At 38.1% G+C, this 15384-nt stretch carries 7 protein-coding genes and 1 pseudogene; 5 read left to right on the top strand and 3 right to left on the bottom strand.

Translation table 11 applies throughout. The features are described 5' to 3' along the window. Positions 1-220 precede the first annotated feature (220 nt). The 3 genes from GG9_RS02010 (at position 221) to pntB (ending at position 5919) form a co-directional block, all read left to right on the top strand. A complete protein-coding gene (locus GG9_RS02010) occupies positions 221-2686 on the top strand; it encodes a glycogen/starch/alpha-glucan phosphorylase (protein WP_005632296.1) in 2466 nt (821 codons plus the stop codon). 259 nt (positions 2687-2945) lie between these two features. Then, positions 2946-4484, top strand: a complete 1539-nt coding sequence (gene pntA / locus GG9_RS02015) for a Re/Si-specific NAD(P)(+) transhydrogenase subunit alpha (RefSeq protein WP_005631652.1) — start codon at positions 2946-2948, stop codon at positions 4482-4484. A gap of 10 nt (positions 4485-4494) precedes the next feature. Next, complete coding sequence (gene pntB / locus GG9_RS02020; RefSeq protein WP_005631654.1) at positions 4495-5919, top strand: Re/Si-specific NAD(P)(+) transhydrogenase subunit beta; 1425 nt, start codon at positions 4495-4497, stop codon at positions 5917-5919. Between the two features lie 59 nt (positions 5920-5978). Here the strand turns inward: pntB and GG9_RS02025 are convergent, their stop codons facing one another. Next, complete coding sequence (locus tag GG9_RS02025) at positions 5979-6896, bottom strand: LysR family transcriptional regulator (RefSeq protein WP_005631657.1); 918 nt, start codon at positions 6894-6896, stop codon at positions 5979-5981. 95 nt (positions 6897-6991) lie between these two features. Here GG9_RS02025 and topA point away from each other — a divergent pair, with 95 nt between their 5' ends. After that, positions 6992-9598, top strand: a complete 2607-nt coding sequence (gene topA / locus GG9_RS02030; RefSeq protein WP_005631659.1) for a type I DNA topoisomerase — start codon at positions 6992-6994, stop codon at positions 9596-9598. 75 nt (positions 9599-9673) lie between these two features. Here topA and GG9_RS02035 read toward each other — a convergent pair whose 3' ends face one another. Further along, positions 9674-10258 (bottom strand): FMN-dependent NADH-azoreductase, encoded by a 585-nt coding sequence (locus tag GG9_RS02035; protein WP_005631661.1) that lies wholly within the window; start codon positions 10256-10258, stop codon positions 9674-9676. Positions 10259-10541: 283 nt separating this feature from the next. Here GG9_RS02035 and thrS point away from each other — a divergent pair. Beyond that, a pseudogene (gene thrS / locus GG9_RS0108895) lies at positions 10542-12475 on the top strand (threonine--tRNA ligase). 122 nt (positions 12476-12597) lie between these two features. Here the strand turns inward: thrS and GG9_RS02040 are convergent. Beyond that, a complete protein-coding gene (locus GG9_RS02040; protein ID WP_005632291.1) occupies positions 12598-15378 on the bottom strand; it encodes a M16 family metallopeptidase in 2781 nt (926 codons plus the stop codon). Positions 15379-15384: the final 6 nt, after the last annotated feature.

Raw genomic sequence — 15384 nt, 5'->3', positions numbered from 1 at the left:
CATAAACTTTCTTAACAATCACACCGCTTGTGTAAGAATCTTTTGCAAGCGGTGTGATTGTGCTTGTTTTTTACAAAGATAAGCATAAAATTCGAACTACTTTTGTAGGCTGTGTAAACAACATTCATGCATGCAAAGAGCGGTCAAATTTTGATTGATTTTTGCAAATTCACACACTCTACGTTAATCATTTCTTAGCATTCTAATAGAGGTTTTACCTATGATAATGGATAACTTTGATTCTCCATTCCAATATAATCGTCCTGAAATGACCGTTGAAGCGATTAAAAAATCAATCGTTTACAAACTCATTTTCTTAATCGGTCGCTCACCGCGTGAAGCGAGCCAACGCGATTGGCTCAATGCAACACTTCACGCTGTGCGTGATTTGGTTACCGAAGGTTGGATTACCACTGCTCGCCAAACTCGTGCGGAAGATTCTCGCCGTGTTTACTACCTTTCAATGGAATTTTTAATCGGGCGTACGCTATCTAATGCGATGATTGCAGAAGGCATTTATGGATTAGCACAGGAAGCACTTTCTGAATTAAATGTGGATTTAGAAGAGGTTTTAGAAAAAGAAGTTGATCCTGGCTTGGGTAATGGCGGTTTAGGTCGTTTAGCAGCGTGTTTTATGGATTCTATTGCGACCCTTGGTTTACCAGGTATGGGCTACGGTATTCGTTATGAATATGGTATGTTCCGCCAAAAAATTGAAAATGGTCAGCAAGTTGAGCGTCCAGATGCATGGCTTGAAAAAGGTGCACCTTGGGAGTTTATTCGCCCATCTAAACGCTTTACCGTAGAATTTGGTGGAAACATTCATTTCGAAGGCAAAAAATGTATTTGGCAAGATACCGAAAAAGTGACCGCACTTGCTTACGACCAAATGATTCCAGGTTATCAAAATAATTCTGCTGCGACATTACGTTTATGGTCGGCTCACGCAGGCGAAGTGTTTAACCTTGCTGACTTCAACCGTGGCGAACATTTAGCCGCATTGGAAGAACACTCCGCAAATAAAAACTTATCTCGCGTGCTTTACCCTGATGATTCTACGTGGAATGGTCGCGAATTGCGTTTACGTCAAGAGTATTTCTTAGTCTCTGCATCGCTTCAAGATATTTTACGCCGTCACAAACGCACCCACGATAGCCTTGAAAACTTGGCAGATAAAGTGGCGATCCACTTAAATGACACTCACCCAGCGTTAGCGATTCCTGAATTAATGCGTATTTTAGTGGATGATGAAGGTTTTGAATGGAAAAAAGCTTGGGAGATGACGCGTAACATTTTCTCTTATACCTGCCATACTTTAATGTCCGAAGCGTTAGAAACTTGGCCAGTGGAAATGATGGCGAAAATCTTACCACGTCATTTACAGATGATTTTTGAAATCAATGATCATTTCTTAGAGTATGTTCGTTCTTACGTAACTACGGACAACGATTTTATCCGCCGTGTTTCTCTTATCGAAGAAGGCTACCAACGCAAAGTGCGTATGGGCTGGCTATCCGTGGTAGGTTCACACAAAATTAACGGGGTTGCCGAAATCCATTCCGATTTAATGGTAACTTCAACCTTTGCAGATTTTGCTCGCATCTTCCCAGAACGTTTCACCAATGTAACAAATGGTATCACACCGCGTCGTTGGTTAGCCGTGGCGAACCCACAATTAGCCGCATTATTTGATAAATATATCGGTTCAGAATGGCGTTGCGATTTAAGCCAAATCGAAAAACTCAAACCGTTCGCACAAGAAAAAGCATTTAAAGAGGCTGTCGCTGATATTAAATTTGCTAACAAAGTGAAATTAGCGGAGTACGTAAAACGCGAGTTAGGGGTAGAGCTTGATCCGCATGCCTTATTTGACGTACAAGTAAAACGTATTCACGAATACAAACGCCAAATGTTGAACGTGTTGCATATTATCGCTCGCTACAATGAAATGCTTGCTAACCCTGAAAAAGATTGGCAACCGCGTGTATTTATTTTAGCTGGTAAAGCGGCTTCGGCTTATTATGCTGCGAAACAAACCATTCACTTAATCAATGATGTGGCGAATGTAATTAACAACGATGAACGTTTGAAAGGTCGCTTGAAAGTAGTGTTTATTCCAAATTACAGCGTGAGCCTTGCACAGCTTATCATCCCAGCAGCAGATATTTCTGAGCAAATCTCACTTGCAGGTACAGAGGCTTCTGGCACTAGTAATATGAAGTTTGCCTTAAATGGTGCATTGACACTGGGTACACTTGACGGTGCAAACGTGGAAATCTTAGAAAACGTGGGTAAAGATAACATCTTTATTTTTGGTAATACTGTGGAACAAGTGGAACAACTTCGTCGCGACGGTTATCGATCATTTGAATACTATCAAAATGATGCTCAATTACGCACAGTTGTGGATCAAATTATTGAAGGTAAATTCTCACCAGAAGATCCTCAACGTTATCATCAACTATTACAAGGCTTGCAATACCACGATTATTATCAAGCGTTCGCTGATTTCCGTAGTTATGTAGAAACTCAAAAAGCCGTAGATGAAAAATATAAACAACGCGATCAATGGATTGAAAGCACCATTCAAAATATCGTGAATATGGGCTTCTTTTCATCTGACCGCACGATTAAAGAGTACTCAGAGAGAATTTGGAAAGTCGAGCCTGTTCAATTAGGTGATTAATAATAAAATAGAAAACACCACAAGTTTTTGCTTGTGGTGTTTTTTATAGAAAGTGCGGTAAATTTTTGAGATGTTTTTTATATGAGATTTTTCGTGACCCCTATCACAATATCTTGTAAAACCACTTAAAAACGTTACCTATTTTCATTCAATCAATGATACAGTTGTATCCGTTTGACTTTTTGTCATTTTAACGATGAATAGGCGAAGGTTTGTTCATTAATCTCATCAACCCAATCATCAATCAGAGGGAAACAGTATGTTAATTGGTGTACCTAGAGAGCTGCTTGAGAATGAGAGCCGTGTGGCGGCAACGCCGAAAACGGTTCAGCAAATATTGAAATTGGGCTTTGACGTGATCGTGGAACACGATGCAGGTTTTAAAGCTAGTTTTGAAGATCAAGCATTTTTAGAGGCGGGCGCGAAGATCGGTACGTCGGCTGAAATTTGGCAATCGGATATCATCTTCAAAGTAAATGCACCGACAGATGAAGAAATTGCTCAAATGAAGGAAGGGGCAACGCTTGTGAGTTTTATTTGGCGTATGCAAAATCCTGAGTTAATGAAAAAACTCACAGCGAAGAAAATTAATGTGTTAGCAATGGATGCGGTGCCTCGTATTTCTCGTGCGCAAGCATTGGATGCGCTTTCTTCTATGGCGAATATTTCTGGTTATCGCGCTGTTATTGAAGCTGCACATGAATTTGGTAGCTTCTTTACTGGGCAAATTACTGCAGCAGGTAAAGTTCCACCTGCAAAAGTGTTGGTAATTGGTGCGGGCGTGGCTGGTTTGGCGGCAATTGGTGCGGCAAATAGCCTTGGGGCAATTGTTCGTGCTTTTGACTCTCGTCCTGAAGTGAAAGAGCAAGTTCAGAGTATGGGTGCGAGCTTCTTAGAAATTGATTTCAAAGAAGAAGGCGGCAGTGGAGATGGTTATGCGAAAGTGATGTCGGAAGAATTTAACCGTCGTGCGATGGAGCTTTACGCAGAACAAGCTAAAGAAGTCGATATTATTATTACTACGGCAGCCATTCCAGGTAAACCAGCACCTCGTTTGATTACTAAAGAAATGGTGGATTCAATGAAACCAGGTTCGGTAATTGTGGATTTAGCCGCTGCAACTGGTGGTAACTGTGAATATACTCAAGCAGGGAAAGTTGTTACAACTGAAAACCAAGTGAAAGTGATTGGTTATACAGATTTTCCAAGCCGTTTACCAACGCAATCTTCCCAACTGTACGGCACAAACTTAGTCAATTTATTAAAACTTTTGTGCAAAGAGAAAGATGGCAATATCAATATTGATTTTGAAGATGTGGTTCTTCGTGGTGTAACCGTTGTTCGTGATGGAGAAGAAATTCCACCAGCACAAATTCAAGTGTCTGCACAACCAAAACAAGAAACCAAAGCTGCACCAGTGGCAGAGAAAAAAGAATCTAAACCAACAGATCCTCGTGTGAAATACGGTGTGATGGCAGGTGTTGGTGTGTTATTCCTTTGGTTAGCTTCTGTTGCACCAGCGGCATTTTTATCACATTTCACTGTATTTGTTTTAGCTTGCGTGGTGGGGTATTACGTGGTTTGGAATGTTAGCCATGCACTTCACACACCATTAATGGCAGTAACAAATGCAATTTCAGGCATTATTATTGTTGGGGCGTTATTACAAATTCGTCAGCCAACAGGCAATCTATTTATCGATGCCTTAGCTTTTGTGGCGATTTTGGTGGCAAGCATCAATATTTTTGGTGGTTTCCGTGTCACACAACGTATGTTAGCAATGTTTAGAAAAGGTTAAGGGGCGCACAATGTCTGAAGGTTTAGTACAGGCTGCGTATATTTTAGCAGCATTACTTTTCATTATGAGCTTGGCAGGACTTTCTAAACATGAAACTGCTAAAGCAGGTTGTTGGTTCGGTATTGTTGGTATGACAATTGCCCTTATCGCAACAATTTTTGGGCCTCATTCTGAAGGAACATTTTGGATCATTATTGCAATGATCATCGGTGGTGCAATCGGTGTTCAACGTGCATTAAAAGTAGAAATGACTGAAATGCCAGAACTTGTGGCGATTCTTCACAGTTTCGTCGGTTTAGCGGCTGTACTCGTAGGCTTTAATAGCTATGGTTTACACCATGAGACATTAATGCCAGAAGGATTAGATGCAGCAGCACAAGCCGCATTTGTAGCTGAACAAGCGGTATTAACGAATATTCATAATGTCGAAGTATTTTTAGGTATTTTTATCGGTGCAGTAACTTTCACTGGTTCTGTTGTCGCATTTGGTAAATTGAGCGGGAAAATTAATTCAAAAGCATTAATGTTACCGCATCGCCATAAATTAAATTTAGCCGCACTTGTGGTATCTGCATTATTGATGGTTGCATTCTTGAATAATCCAGAAAGCATTTTCCCTGTGTTATTAATGACAGCGATTGCGCTTGCATTTGGATGGCACTTAGTGGCATCAATCGGTGGGGCAGATATGCCAGTTGTGGTATCAATGCTTAACTCTTATTCAGGTTGGGCAGCGGCAGCAGCAGGTTTTATGTTGAATAATGATTTGCTCATCGTTACAGGCGCGCTTGTTGGTTCTTCTGGTGCAATTCTGTCTTACATTATGTGTAAAGCGATGAACCGTTCATTTGTGAGCGTAATTGCGGGTGGTTTTGGTAACGATGTTCAAGTTTCTTCAAGCGAAGAACAAGGCGAACACCGTGAAACTACAGCGGAAGAAGTGGCTGAATTGTTGAAAAATGCAAGTTCTGTAATTATCACGCCGGGATATGGTATGGCTGTGGCACAAGCACAATATCCAGTCGCTGATATTACGGCAAAATTGCGTGAACGTGGTGTGAACGTTCGTTTTGGTATTCATCCTGTTGCAGGACGTTTACCGGGGCATATGAACGTGCTTTTAGCTGAAGCAAAAGTGCCTTACGATGTGGTACTTGAAATGGATGAAATCAACGACGATTTCGCTGATACAGATGTGGTATTGGTTATCGGTGCGAACGATACGGTAAACCCAGCTGCGATGGAAGATCCAAATAGCCCAATCGCAGGAATGCCAGTGTTAGAAGTATGGAAAGCACAAAATGTGATTGTGTTCAAACGTTCAATGGCTGTGGGCTACGCTGGCGTACAAAACCCATTATTCTTTAAAGAGAATACGCAAATGCTCTTTGGTGATGCAAAAGATCGCGTTGAAGATATTTTAAAAGCATTATAAAAACACCTCTAAAAATAACCGCACTTGGGATTGCTAAGTGCGGTATTTTTTTATAGCGTTTAGTGGCTATCTTCAGGATTTTGCAAAATTTCTGAACTCAAGCCTAAGCCAGATAAAAATTCAATAAATGCCCGCACTTTTATTGGCAAATGTCTTCTGTTTGGATAGACCACGTGAATTTCTAATTTTTGTTGTTTATATTCTGGCAATATTTCAATAAGCTCGCCTTTTTCAAAGGCTCTACCTAAAATAAATTTTGGTAAATTAGCAATACCTAGTCCCGCTTTTGCCATATTTAATAAGGCAAAACCGCTATTACTTACTACTTTGGATTGGATTTTGAAACGTTGGGTTTGATTTATACGTGAACCAACCCAATTTACCTGATTCATTGCATTTTTATAAAGTAAGCCATTGTGATGTTCTAAATCATCAGGCGTTTGTGGAATACCATTCGTTTCAAGATAATTAGGCGACGCTGCAAAATGAACAGTAGTAGTTCCTATTTTACGTGAAACCAACGAGCTATCTTCCATATAACCAATACGAAGAGCAAGATCATAGCCTTCGGATAATAAATCGATTTTCTTATCATTAAATTCAACTTCAATATGCAAATGAGGATGCTTAGCCATAAAAGTGGGTAAATTTGGTGCAATAAAAAGTAAACCAAAATCACGAGGAACGGAAATCAGTAAATTTCCTTGTAATGAACTGGTAAGCTGAGTAATGCTGGAATCTGCTTCATCTAAATCAAGCAAAATTCCTTGGCAACGTTGATAATACATCATTCCAGCTTCAGTAGGCATAATTTTTCTGGTGGTACGTTGTAACAATCGTGTTTTTAAATGTTCTTCTAATTGTGAAACTAATTTGCTTGCCATCGCCACAGAAATATTTTGTTGCTTTGCTGCCAAAGTAAAACTTTGGGTTTCAATGACTTTGCAGAAAATAGAAATCGCGTTGAGTTTATCCATTTATAGACCTTTTTTGAAAAAATGCTTGATTTTGCCAACATAACTTTGCACTATACCGCCAATTTTACAAAATTCTAGTAATATTAGGTAATCAAATGAGTAAATCCTTGGTGATTGTGGAGTCGCCAGCAAAAGCAAAAACTATTAATAAGTATTTAGGTAGCCAATATGTCGTGAAATCGAGCGTGGGACATATTCGTGATTTGCCGACGGTTGGTTCTAGTACAGGTGAAAAAGCTAAACCAATTTCAACCAAAGGTATGGATGCCGAAGAAAAGGCAAAAATTAAGGCAGAAAAGGAACGTAACGCCTTAGTTAAACGTATGGGGATTGATCCTTATCACGATTGGAAAGCAAATTATCAGATTCTGCCTGGTAAAGAAAAAGTGGTTTCCGAATTAAAGTCGCTTGCTAAAAAAGCAGATCACATTTATCTCGCAACCGACTTGGATAGAGAAGGGGAAGCGATTGCGTGGCATTTACGTGAAGTGATTGGTGGTAACGATGATCGTTTTAGTCGCGTGGTGTTTAACGAAATCACTAAAAATGCCATTAAACAGGCTTTTGAAAAGCCTGAACAATTAAATATGGATCGTGTTAATGCTCAACAAACTCGTCGTTTTTTAGATAGAGTAGTGGGCTTTATGGTATCTCCGCTACTTTGGAAAAAAGTCGCGCGCGGGCTTTCTGCTGGTCGAGTTCAATCGGTTGCGGTTAAATTACTAGTAGAACGCGAGCGTGAAATTAAAGCGTTCCAGCCTGAAGAATATTGGGAAGTTGCCGTCCTTACGAATAATCAAAATAAACAAGCTATACGCTTGGATATTACGGATTATAAAGGCGAGAAATTTGATCCAAAAAATCAAAAAGAAGCACAAAGTGCGGTAGATTTTCTGAATGTTTCAGATTACGTTGTCACAGATTTGGAAACTAAGCCAACAAGTTCTCGCCCTCGTGCGCCATTTATTACATCAACACTTCAACAAACGGCAAGTACTCGCTTGGGATTTGGCGTTAAAAAAACAATGATGTTAGCCCAACGTTTATATGAAGCGGGTTACATTACTTATATGCGTACGGATTCAACCAATTTGAGTCAAGATGCGCTTAATATGGCGCGTAGCTATATTGAAAATCATTTTGGTGCACAATATTTACCAGAAAAACCAAATTTCTATTCTAGTAAAGAAAATGCGCAAGAGGCGCATGAGGCTATTCGTCCATCAGATATTCGAGCATTGCCTGAATCTTTAGAGGGAATGGAAAAAGACGCAGTACGCCTTTATGATTTAATTTGGTGTCAATTTTTAGCATGTCAAATGCCACCTGCACAATATGATAGTAGCACGCTGACCGTTACCGCTGGCGATTATACCTTGAAAGCAAAGGGCAGAATTTTACGTTTTGATGGTTGGACAAAAGTATTACCACAAATAGGCAAAAATCCTGAAGATCAAGAATTGCCTTCAGTTGCTGTGTCAGAAAAACTTGCTTTAAAAGAAGTGCAACCAACACAACACTTTACTAAACCACCTGCTCGTTTTACTGAAGCGGCTTTAGTAAAAGAATTGGAAAAACGTGGTATTGGCAGACCTTCCACTTATGCGGCAATTATTTCCACTATTCAAGAACGTGGTTATGTTCGTACTGAAAATCGTCGTTTCTATGCAGAAAAGATGGGCGAAATTGTAACTGATCGCCTCAATGAGTCTTTTGGTGAATTAATGAATTACGATTTCACCGCGAATATGGAAGATACTTTAGATAAAATTGCCTCTGGTTCAGTAAATTGGAAAACTGAATTAAATCAATTCTTCAAGGATTTTTCTAGCCAACTTTCTAAAGCTGAATTAGATGAACTTGAAGGCGGTATGCGCCCGAATAGCCTTGTGGAAACAGATATTAAATGCCCAACCTGTGACAGAAATATGGCCATTCGCACGGCAAGTACAGGGGTGTTTTTAGGATGTACAGGTTATGCATTGCCGCCAAAAGAGCGGTGTAAAACGACGATTAATTTAATTCCTGAAGCAGAATTATTGAATGTTTTAGATGAATCTTCAGAAACCAAAGCATTAATGGATCGTAAACGTTGTACAAAATGTGGAACGGCAATGGACAGTTATGTAATCGATGCCCATCGTAAAATCCATATTTGCGGTAATAATCCAAATTGTGATGGATATTTAATTGAAGAAGGTTCATTCAAAATTAAAGGTTATGATGGCCCTGTTGTTGAGTGTGATAAATGCGGTGCAGATATGCATTTAAAACTTGGTCGTTTTGGCAAGTATATGGGATGTACAAATTGCGATAACACGCGCAAAATTTTGAAAAATGGCGAAGTTGCACCACCGAAAGAAGATCCAGTACATTTTCCTGAGCTAAAATGTGAAAAATCTGATGCGTACTTTGTATTGCGTGATGGTGCGAGTGGTGTATTTATGTCAGCGCATAACTTCCCGAAATCCCGTGAAACACGCCCAGTTAAAATCGCAGAACTAGTGCAATATCGCGAGCGTTTACCTGAAAAATTAGCTTATTTAGCCGATGCACCACAAAAAGACCCAGAAGGGAATGAAGCGATTGTTCGTTTTAGTCGTAAAGAGAAGAAACAATATGTGACTTCTGAAAAAGATGGAAAAGCAACGAAATGGATGGTTGATTTCATCAATGGAAAATGGGTTGAACGAAAGAAATAAGAAGAAAAGTGCGGTAAATTACCGCACTTTTTTGTTTGTAATACATTTTCTTATATTTTTTAGATTATCTGAGAATTAAAGGCTTGCGATAAGTTCATTAATTTTATTTTTCGCAGATGATTGTGCTTTTTCAATGGCTTCAGCACCCAATCCAATGCCTTGTGCATAAACAAATTGCACATCTGTGATACCGATAAAACCTAGAATTGATTTCATATATTGTGTTACTAAATTTTCTTCATCATACAACCCGCCAAATGCACATAACACAATGGCTTTTTTGCCTTTTAATAAACCCTCAGGGTCGTTTGCTGTATATTGGAAAGTAACGCGAGGACGTGCGATAAAATCAAAATAGCTTTTTAATTGTGTTGGTATGTTTAAATTATACATTGGTGCACCAATTATTAATGTCTGTGCGTTTTTTAATTCTTCGATTAATTCATCAGACAACGCGAGAAGTTGTTTTTCTTCTGTTGTTTTTGGTTCTCCACGCACAGCAATTGCAGCTGCGGTATCAAAATATGGAAGAGGTTGTTGGGCTAGATCGCGTACGACAATGTGATTACCTTGTAATTTTTTGATAGCATAATCAGCTAATTGATTAGTTTGCGAGTTATTTCCTGAAATGCTAGATTTTAATACTAATACGTTGTTCATTTTTATTCCTTGCTACCTAGTTAAAAGTGCGGTTATTCTAGCCTTTATTTTGAAGACATAAATCCTTTAGTCAGAAAAACATTATTTCCTTTTTGTAAAATATGGACATTTATTTAACAATACTTCAAGAAAGTGATAGAATTTGCCACGCATTTTTTGCCTAATTTTGCTCGTTCAATGGTAGGAATGAAGCCAAGTAGGGCTAAAGTGCGGTTAATTTTTATAGAATTTTAAACGAACACGTCACCTTTCGTATGGGTGACCACTGTATAAGGAAAAAACAATGCCAATTATTACTTTACCTGACGGTTCCCAACGTCAATTCGATCATCCTGTTTCTGTTCTTGAAGTCGCACAAGATATTGGTGCGGGTCTTGCTAAAGCCACTATTGCAGGCCGTGTAAACGGAAAACGTCGCGATGCGTGCGATGTTATCGAGCAAGATGCAACGTTAGAAATTATTACTGCAAAAGATGAAGACGGTTTAGAGATTATCCGCCATTCTTGCGCTCACTTGCTTGGACACGCTATTAAACAATTATTCCCAGATGTAAAAATGGCAATTGGCCCAACCATTGAAAATGGCTTCTATTATGATGTAGATTTAGATCGCTCTTTAACCCAAGAAGATATTGATGCAATCGAAAAACGTATGTTGGAATTGGCAAAAACCAATTATGACGTCGTGAAAAAACGTGTTACTTGGCAAGAAGCGCGTGATACCTTTGAAAAACGCGGCGAGCCATACAAAATGGCAATTTTAGATGAAAACATTGAACGTACTGCAACGCCTGCGTTATATCATCACTTAGAATATATTGATATGTGCCGTGGGCCACACGTGCCAAATATGCGTTTCTGTCAGCATTTCAAATTACAAAAAGTCGCTGGTGCGTACTGGCGTGGCGACAGTAAAAACAAAATGTTACAACGTATCTATGGTACGGCTTGGGCGGATAAAAAACAGCTTGCTGAATACTTAACACGCTTAGAAGAAGCGGCAAAACGTGACCACCGTAAAATTGGTAAAGCATTAGATTTATATCATATGCAAGAAGAAGCACCAGGTATGGTGTTCTGGCATAACGATGGTTGGACAATTTTCCGTGAGCTTGAAACGTTCGTGCGTACTAAATTAAAACAATACGATTATCAAGAAGTAAAAGGCCCATTTATGATGGATCGAGTGTTGTGGGAAAAAACAGGTCACTGGCAAAATTACGCAGATTTAATGTTCACAACCCAATCTGAAAACCGTGAATACGCAATTAAACCGATGAACTGCCCAGGACACGTTCAGATTTTTATAATCAAGGTTTAAAATCTTACCGTGATTTACCAATCCGTATGGCGGAATTTGGTTCTTGCCATCGTAATGAACCATCAGGTTCTTTACACGGTTTAATGCGTGTGCGTGGCTTTACTCAAGATGATGCGCATATTTTCTGTACTGAAGATCAAATTGAGAGCGAAGTAACTAGCTGTATCAAAATGGTGTATGACATTTATAGCACCTTTGGTTTCACTAATATTGCAGTAAAACTTTCTACTCGCCCTGAAAATCGTATCGGTTCAGATGAAATGTGGGATCGTGCGGAAGCAGGTCTTGCAGCTGCATTAGCACATAACGGCTTGGAATATGAAATCCAAGAAGGCGAAGGCGCATTCTATGGCCCAAAAATTGAGTTTGCACTACGCGATTGTTTAGGTCGTGAGTGGCAATGTGGTACAGTGCAATTAGACTTCGCGTTACCAGGTCGTTTAGATGCAACTTATGTGGCAGAAGACAATAGCCGTAAAACCCCAGTAATGATTCATCGTGCGATTTTAGGCTCAATTGAGCGTTTTATTGGTATTATTACCGAAGAATATGCAGGTTTCTTCCCTGCGTGGTTAGCCCCAACTCAAGTAGTTGTAATGAATATCACTGATAGCCAATCCGACTATGTACAACAAGTCGTTAAAACCTTATCTGATGCAGGTTTACGTGTTAAAGCAGACCTCCGAAATGAAAAAGTGGGCTTCAAAATCCGTGAACATACTTTACGTCGCGTGCCTTATATGCTCGTTTGTGGCGATAAAGAAATCGCAGAAGGTAAAGTGGCAGTACGTACCCGTAAAGGTGCAGATTTAGGCTCATTTACAGTGGAAGAATTTGCGGAAATCTTGAAAAATCAAGTAAGAAGCCGTGAATTAAAGTTATTGAATGAAGAGTAATACTTTTCGAAAATAACCAATATAATTTATTGTTTCAACAGTGATTTTAATTTAACGGTGATCGTTTAAACGATCACCGTTATTTTTATCTGTTTCAGATCTATTGAGATTTCATTTATTTTCTAATAAGTAGCTGCTTTTAATACGCTGACAAATCTGCCTGATTTTTTTAGGGCTTTTTGCGCCAACGCATCTATTGTGGCTTTTGTCGCTAACTGATCTAAATGTTGATAGGTATAAATAGCATCTGGATTATCTTGTTGCCAGTAACTTTCTTCAATAATCGAAGCAACTGAAACTAAAGAATCAAATTCACGTCGAATCTGAGTATGTTGTTCCGCTAGTTTTTTACGTAATAAGTTTTCATCAATGCCATTTTTTACAATATCATCTAGTACCTGATTTGTAAGATGCGTAAGTTCCTCTACGCGCTTAGGGTCGCAACTAAATTCAATTTTTCCCTCAATTTGTGGTGTATGAACATCTTGCATAAACCAACTATTTACAGAATAAATACCAGAAACTTTTTCACGTAGAATTAAGCGTAATTTTTCTTGCACAATATCCGCAAGAATATTGAATAAATATTTTTGTTCCGCTCGCCAAGTATTATCTGCGGTAAGGTATATTTCTACATCAGCTCTCGGTTCTTTCAAACCATTCATAATAAATGATTGAGTTGGTGTATGAATAATAGTCGGGACAAAATGGCGGATCTGAGTTTTTGATTCAATAGAAGCTAAATAACGTTCCGCCAATTTCTTTACTTGATTAAGTTCAATGTCGCCAATAATAAAATAGGTAAAATCTGTTTTATTTAAAATATAACGTTGATAAGCGTTACTTAATTGGTTTTTATCAAATGCGAATTGCTGTGCTTGTTTTTGAGTATAGACAGTTTCAATATTTGGAAAGCGTAGTTTTGAAACGGCTTGCATAAATTGTGTTTCTAAATCAATCTGTTTGAAATAATCACGGGTTTCACGTCGATATTTTTCTAAGGCAAGATCGGATATAGGGGATGAACGTAATTTTAAGCGGAACAATGTCAGTAAATTTTCCAAATCCTTAGGTTTAGATACACCAGTAAAACCTTGTTTATCATCATCAATCACAGTTGCAATTACCAATGGATCACGCGAAAAAATTTGATTAACCGCAGAAAGAGAAAGTTCTCCAACACCTGTTTCATCAACTACACTAACGGCAGCACGTAATAAGTGATAGTCCTTATCTGGGATAGAACGTAAACCACCTTGAGTAACAGCACGAAAATGTACTTGATTTGGAGTTTTGTCACTATAGTGGTAGATCAATTTACTTCCATTACTTAAACGAAATTCATAAATATCGCCACGATCCCAGTATTTTTCTTGAGAAAGTGAGCCTGTGTTAAATGTTAAGTGCGGTAATTTTTCGAGTTGTTTTTTTTCATCCCATTGATGTTGTTGCATTTTCATTGCATTGTTCCAACGAGTTTCTATTTCTGCTACATCAAAAGGCAAGGCTTTTTGTGGCAAGGGTTGAGTGATTAATAATAATTTTGCTTTTAATGTTAAGGTTTGATTTAACGTGCGTTGTAAATCAGCTAATGTAATTTGAGATAAAAAACGTTTATTGAGTTCATAACGATCATTCACGCTCAATACCACTTGCTTATTTGCCACAGAAGTAATGAGATCATCAGCAATTTTTAAACTACCAGAACGAATATTTAATTGTTTTTCATTGAGTTGAGTTAAGCGTTTAATCTCTCCGTTTAATTCATTTTGAGTAAAACCTTGTTGTTTTATACTGGCAATAAAGGCAAATAATTTATCTATCGTTTTTGAATATTGTGTATCTATAAGCTGGAGAGAAAAAATGCTTTGTAGGGTTTCTTTACCTAAATGAGTACGATAAAAATTTGCAGAATCTACGCCATTTTCTGTCTCTTTTTCCCATTGCTGTAAACGTAAATTAAGCAATCGAGTGGTAATTTGCTGAATTAATTCTTGTTTATAACTCGCTAATGTATTGGTTTCAATTGTATTTTCAAAAAAACTTAATTCAATACTCGGAATTGTTGTGCCTTGTTCAGAAATAGAATCTAATCGCCATTTGTTGATAAGAGGAATATTAAAATCAATTTTTTCCAATGTTGTTTTAGTTATTGGGTTTTCTTGGGATAGGTTTTGTTTTAATAGTTTTACTACTTGTTTTGTATCAATATCGCCTACAATAATTACTGACATATTATCTGGTCGATACCATTTGTGGTAAAAATCAGCGACGCGTTTAGCTGAAATTGTTTTAATAATATCCATATCTCCAATAGGATCACGCAATACATAACGAGAACCAGCCATTTCAATAGCACTTTTCTTATTGCCAATACGTAGCATTGGGCTTAAACGTCTCCGCCATTCTTCTTGTACTACACCACGTTCGCCATCCACATCTTTAGGCAAAAAAGTAATATTATTCATCCATTCATTGATAACATCAAAAGCCAATTCTAATTTTTGCTGATTATTGCTATCTAAATTTAAAGTATAGACTGTATTTTCAAAATCGGTAAAAGCATTAATATCTCGTGCAAATTTCATTCCAAGTTTTTCTAACGCATTAATAATTTGATTTTCTGGATATTTCTTTGAGCCATTAAATGCCATATGTTCAACTAAATGGGCAATGCCTTTTTGATCATCATCTTCGTGCATTGAGCCTGCATTAATTACTAATCGAATATAAACGCGTTCTTTGGGTTCAGTATTTTTTAATACAAAGTATTGCAAACCATTTGATAGTTTACCGTGCTGAATATTTGGATCAAAAGGTAAATCACTATTGGGCGATAGTTCCAAGGATTGACAAGCAATTAGTGAAAAGATAAGTAAAAAAAGTGCGGTTATTTTTTTCATTATTTT

It is taken from the genome of Haemophilus haemolyticus M19501 (assembly GCF_000222025.1).
In the GTDB taxonomy this organism is placed as follows: domain Bacteria; phylum Pseudomonadota; class Gammaproteobacteria; order Enterobacterales; family Pasteurellaceae; genus Haemophilus; species Haemophilus haemolyticus_G.
The sequence above is the reverse complement of the archived record's forward strand: the minus strand, read 5'-3'. Positions and strand labels throughout refer to the sequence as shown.

Coding starts and splice junctions, on each gene's coding strand:
- GG9_RS02010 (WP_005632296.1), top strand. CDS start 221: ATGATAATGGATAACTTTGATTCTCCATTCCAATATAATCGTCCTGAA.
- pntA (WP_005631652.1), top strand. CDS start 2,946: ATGTTAATTGGTGTACCTAGAGAGCTGCTTGAGAATGAGAGCCGTGTG.
- pntB (WP_005631654.1), top strand. CDS start 4,495: ATGTCTGAAGGTTTAGTACAGGCTGCGTATATTTTAGCAGCATTACTT.
- GG9_RS02025 (WP_005631657.1), bottom strand. CDS start 6,896: ATGGATAAACTCAACGCGATTTCTATTTTCTGCAAAGTCATTGAAACC.
- topA (WP_005631659.1), top strand. CDS start 6,992: ATGAGTAAATCCTTGGTGATTGTGGAGTCGCCAGCAAAAGCAAAAACT.
- GG9_RS02035 (WP_005631661.1), bottom strand. CDS start 10,258: ATGAACAACGTATTAGTATTAAAATCTAGCATTTCAGGAAATAACTCG.
- GG9_RS02040 (WP_005632291.1), bottom strand. CDS start 15,378: ATGAAAAAAATAACCGCACTTTTTTTACTTATCTTTTCACTAATTGCT.